This window comes from Rathayibacter tanaceti, assembly GCF_001634385.1.
Taxonomy (GTDB): domain Bacteria; phylum Actinomycetota; class Actinomycetes; order Actinomycetales; family Microbacteriaceae; genus Rathayibacter; species Rathayibacter tanaceti.
In genome coordinates this window covers 1-4,057 of record NZ_LIIN01000176.1, presented here as the reverse complement: position 1 = coordinate 4,057, position 4,057 = coordinate 1, and the positions used below count along the sequence as shown (strand labels likewise).

The following is a 4,057-nucleotide window of genomic DNA, read 5'->3' as shown; positions in this document are numbered from 1 at the left end:
CGGGCGGTACGGTGCCGGACACCGGGAGGAGACGAGGTGCTCGACCAGGACACGCGGCGGCTGCTGACGGAGAACGCCGAGGTGCTCGGGCTCGCCGGCCCGGAGGCGGCGGAGCGCTGCTCGCGCATCTGCAGGGGCTGGCGCCCGGCCCGCCCGCGAACGGCTTCATGCCGCTGGCCTACGCGCACCACCTCCAGGCCCGGGTGCCGGCGGCACAGCTCGAGCTGCTGCGCCGACTGGAGGAGGAGAAGAGGCTCCTCCCCAGGGCCGATACCGCCGAGACCACGGCGGAGGCGGGCGCATCCCCGCGCGGGCCGGGCCGCCGATCCCTAGCCTGGGACAATGCTGCCGACACCGCCCGCCCGCGTCCTCCCCGTGCGACACGAGGTCGACGGTGTCGAGCTGCGCACCGTCGACACCGGGCCGGCCGGGGCGCACGCCGTGTTCGTCCTGATCCACGGGATCGGGATGTCGCACCACACCTTCTCCCCGCTGGCCGCCCGGCTCAAGCGGCACGGCCGCGTGATCGGGGTCGACCTGGCCGGCTTCGGCGCCAACCGGCGTCCGCGGCGGAGGATCATGATCGAGGACCACGCGCGGCACGTCGAGCAGGTGCTCCTCGGGCTGGGCGTCTCGCGCGCGGTCGTCGTCGGGCACTCGATGGGGTCGCAGGTGGCGGTCGAGCTGGGCCTGCGCGCGCCCGGGCTGGTCGACGGAGCGGTGCTGATCGGACCGGTGGTCGACCCGGATCGCCCGGGCGCCGTCAGGCAGGGGCTGGCGCTCCTGCGCGACTGCCTCGGCGAACCGGCGGGCGTGGATGCGCTCCTGCTGGCCGACTACCTGCGCGGAGGCGTCCGCTGGTACCTGCGCCAGCTGCCCGAGATGCTGCGGCACCCCGTGCTCAAGCATGTCGCCGAGCTGGAGGTGCCGGTCCTCGTCGTGCGCGGCCGCGACGATCCGATCGCCACCCGCGGCTGGTGCGAGCGCCTCACCGCGCAGGCACGAGAGGGAGGTTGGGTCGAATTCGCTCAGTCGCGCCACGTCGTCCCGCGGACCGAGCCGGAGGCGCTCGCACGCGAGATCCTCCGCTTCGCCGCCGCGCTCGGCGAGACGCCCGTCGCGCCCGTGCCTGCGTGCCCGGAGCCGGTCGCATGAGCCGCCCTCGGCGCCTGGTGCGGGACGCGGTCTGGTGGATCCGCGACTACGCCTACGCCGTCGCCTGGCAGGTGCGCGGCCTCCTCTCGCGCCGCGCTCCAGATGACTACCTCGACGGCGACAAGCGGCCGATCGTGGTCCTCCCGGGGATCTGGGAGACCTGGTCGTTCCTCCGCCCGGTCATCGACCCGCTGCACGAGCACGGGCATCCGCTGCACGTCCTGACGAGCCTCGGCCGCAACGGCCGCCCTGTCGCGAGCACGGCGGAAGACGTGGCGGCCTACCTCACCGAGCACGGCCTCCGCGACGTGGTCATCGTCGCGCACAGCAAGGGCGGCCTGATCGGCAAGTACGTGATGACCGAACTCGACCCCGAGGGCCGGGTCGGTCGGATGGTGGCCGTGGCGACTCCGTTCGGCGGCTCCCGCTACGCGCCCTACCTCGTCCTGCGGAGCCTCCGCGCCTTCTCGCCGCGCGACGCGACGACCCTGCTGCTGTCGAGTCGTGCCGGCGCGAATGGGCGGATCACCTCGGTGTTCGGGCTGTTCGACCCGCACATCCCCGAGGGCAGCATGCTCGAGGGGGCCGTCAACGTGCGGATCGAGACGGGCGGGCACTTCCGGATCCTCGGTGATCCCGAGACGCTCGCCGCGGTCATCTCCGCCGTCTCGGCCGAGGAGCGTTCCTCCGGCTCCGATCCGTAGCACGCCTCCGCGCCACCCCTGGCTCCCGGCAGAGCGGAGGCGGAGCGTGGAGACGTGCACTCCCCCGACGGCCGGACCGCCCGAGCTGCTCGTGCGCCACGGAGAGTCCCGCCGACATCGAGCTGTCCTCGCAGGCGAGGACCACGCGCGAGGACCCGAGAGTTCAGGCGCCCGTGCCCTCCGACGCTCCGTGCCCTCAGTGCGCGACGTCCGCGACAGAGAACGCGACGCCCGACGTGATGAGGATCGATGTCTCCCGCGGCTCCCCCTCGCCCTGATTCACCGTGATCCAGGGTGACGCCGACCCGTCCAACGCGCGCTCGACCCTCTCTCGGACCTCGACGGCAGTCGTGTCGCTCAGGCTGAACCGCGCCCCGCCGTAGATGATCTCGACCCGCTTCACGGGAGGTTCTCCTCGGCAGAGCGAGCGGCTCCGTGGGGCTCTTCGCTGATCCGCAGACCGTGGGCAGTGTGAGAGTCCGCCAAGAGCTGGCGGATCCAGTCGGGGTTGACCGCGGGTGCCCGGCCGCCGTGGTATTTGAACCGCAGCGGGATCGAGGGATGCAACCAGATCGAGGTGCGCCCGTCACCGACCGCCTGCGAATCCTTCCACGAGAAGTAGAACGACTCGTTGCGCGCGAGCTTCGACCCGATCACGATCTGCAGGTGGGCCAGCAGCCGATCGTCGAAATCGGCCTCGAGGGTGGAATCGTAGACCAGTCGCCCCATCAGGCTGTTCTCCGTTCGGGAAGACGCCCGTCAGCCAGAAAGCGATCGGGGTCGTCCGTGCCGACTCTACCGGCGCGGCAGGCCGAGCCCGCGGGAAACATCACGACTCGTCGTCGACGTGGAACCGCGGGATCTCGGCGTCGACCGCGTGCGGAGCACTGGCGCCCTCGTCCTCCTCGGCGACGGGATGCGAGACACCCAGGCGAGCAGCCTCCAGGTTCAGGCTCTCGACGAGCTCCTCGTCCAGCAACTCGTCGAGCCCGTCGTCCTCGTGCTCCGAGAACAGCTGGCTGGCCGGACCGACCAGCAGCGCTGCGCGACCCACCCGCCCCGACTCCTGACGGATCGGGATATCGACGGTCATGGAACCCTGGTCATGGCCAGCGCCTCCGCGTAGCGCACCAGCGACCGCGCGATCGCGCTTCCTGTCAGCACAGAGCTGCCGGCGTCATGGATTCGGTCCATGCGTCCTTCCTACTCCCGGATCCGCTGTCCGGTCAGCGGTTGCGCGGGCGCCGCAGGGCGCGCTATCGCCTCCTCGATGCGGCGGTCGAGCGCCTCCCGGACCGCCGGCCACTCCTCCGCCAGGATCGAGTGCACAGCTGTGTCGCGCCACGAACCGTCGGCCCGCCGCTGATCGTGCCGGAGCATTCCCTCGAACACAGCGCCGAGCCGCCGGATCGCCGCGCACGACCGCGCATTCGCCGCATCGGCCTGCAGCTTCACCCGCTCGTAGCCGCTGTCGAAGGCGAGCCCGAGCAGGAGGCGCTTCGCCTCGGGGTTCACGGCGGTGCCCCAGACCTCGGGCGCGTAAGCGGTCCAGCCGAGATGAGCCGACTCTCGGTTCTCGTCGAAGTCGGCGAGCGAGGTGGTTCCGACCACTCGTCCTTCGAGCAGCACCGCGTAGGGCATGCCCGTGCGCCACGGGTAGTAGCGCTCGACGAAGGCGTGGAAGTCCTCGGAGGTGGTCGGCAGGCCGGCCGCGCCGCCTCCGTACCCACCGGCGAAGACCTCGGGGCGGACGATCGCCCGGCGCAGCGGCTCGGTGTGCACGGCGGCGAGGGGCTCGAGCACGATCGCGCGGCCGGCGAGCGGGACGGGGACGGGGCGACGCGGGGTACTCATCCCTCCAGTGTGGACGACGGATGGAGCAGCCGGGTGGCAGCATGAGGTCCATGAGCACCGCTGCGCTGTTCGAGTCGTCCGCCGCCGCGCTCGCGCGCCTGCTCGAGCAGGTGCGCGAGGAGCAGTGGACGCAGCCGGGGCTGGGCGAGTGGGATGTCCGCGGTCTCGCGGGCCACGCGTCCCGGGCCGTACTGACGGTCGAGACCGCCCTGCTCGCGCCCGAACCTCCTGCGCGCACCATCGACGACGCACTCGACTACTACGGCGCGCTCGCGGGGAACCTCGGCGATCCGGCCGCGGTTGCGCGGCGCGGAGCGGAGTCGGGCCGCCTGCTGGGCGACACC

General features: G+C 72.2%; 7 protein-coding genes. 3 read left to right on the top strand and 4 right to left on the bottom strand.

The features are described from left to right. The first annotated feature begins 342 nt into the window (after window positions 1–342). Window positions 343–1,155, top strand: a complete 813-nt coding sequence (locus ACH61_RS14250) for an alpha/beta fold hydrolase (RefSeq protein ID WP_068213285.1) — start codon at window positions 343–345, stop codon at window positions 1,153–1,155. Beyond that, on the top strand, window positions 1,152–1,859 hold the full coding sequence (locus tag ACH61_RS14245; protein WP_068213282.1) for an esterase/lipase family protein: 708 nt from the start codon (window positions 1,152–1,154) through the stop codon (window positions 1,857–1,859). Before ACH61_RS14250 ends, ACH61_RS14245 begins: the two co-directional genes overlap by 4 nt. Before the next feature lie 196 nt (window positions 1,860–2,055). On the opposite strand, the gene ACH61_RS14240 is transcribed toward ACH61_RS14245, so the two are convergent. From ACH61_RS14240 to ACH61_RS14225, 4 genes are all read right to left on the bottom strand, one after another. Beyond that, a complete protein-coding gene (locus ACH61_RS14240; RefSeq protein WP_068213279.1) occupies window positions 2,056–2,262 on the bottom strand; it encodes a hypothetical protein in 207 nt (68 codons plus the stop codon). Continuing rightward, window positions 2,259–2,588, bottom strand: a complete 330-nt coding sequence (locus ACH61_RS14235; RefSeq protein ID WP_068213266.1) for a DUF7882 family protein — start codon at window positions 2,586–2,588, stop codon at window positions 2,259–2,261. Before ACH61_RS14235 ends, ACH61_RS14240 begins: the two co-directional genes overlap by 4 nt. A 100-nt stretch (window positions 2,589–2,688) precedes the next feature. Continuing rightward, window positions 2,689–2,952 carry a hypothetical protein gene (locus ACH61_RS14230; protein WP_068213264.1) on the bottom strand — a complete coding sequence of 88 codons (264 nt, stop codon included), beginning with the start codon at window positions 2,950–2,952 and terminating at the stop codon, window positions 2,689–2,691. A gap of 110 nt (window positions 2,953–3,062) precedes the next feature. Further along, window positions 3,063–3,713, bottom strand: a complete 651-nt coding sequence (locus ACH61_RS14225; protein WP_068213261.1) for a GNAT family N-acetyltransferase — start codon at window positions 3,711–3,713, stop codon at window positions 3,063–3,065. Between the two features lie 50 nt (window positions 3,714–3,763). On the opposite strand from ACH61_RS14225, the gene ACH61_RS14220 reads away from it, so the two are divergent. Next, the coding region (locus ACH61_RS14220; protein ID WP_201787618.1) for a maleylpyruvate isomerase N-terminal domain-containing protein at window positions 3,764–4,057 on the top strand (294 nt) is incomplete at its 3' end.

Excerpts from the sequence above, each read along its gene's own strand:
- ACH61_RS14250 (WP_068213285.1), top strand. The coding sequence starts at position 343 with ATGCTGCCGACACCGCCCGCCCGCGTCCTCCCCGTGCGACACGAGGTC.
- ACH61_RS14245 (WP_068213282.1), top strand. The coding sequence starts at position 1,152 with ATGAGCCGCCCTCGGCGCCTGGTGCGGGACGCGGTCTGGTGGATCCGC.
- ACH61_RS14235 (WP_068213266.1), bottom strand. The coding sequence starts at position 2,588 with ATGGGGCGACTGGTCTACGATTCCACCCTCGAGGCCGATTTCGACGAT.
- ACH61_RS14230 (WP_068213264.1), bottom strand. The coding sequence starts at position 2,952 with ATGACCGTCGATATCCCGATCCGTCAGGAGTCGGGGCGGGTGGGTCGC.
- ACH61_RS14225 (WP_068213261.1), bottom strand. The coding sequence starts at position 3,713 with ATGAGTACCCCGCGTCGCCCCGTCCCCGTCCCGCTCGCCGGCCGCGCG.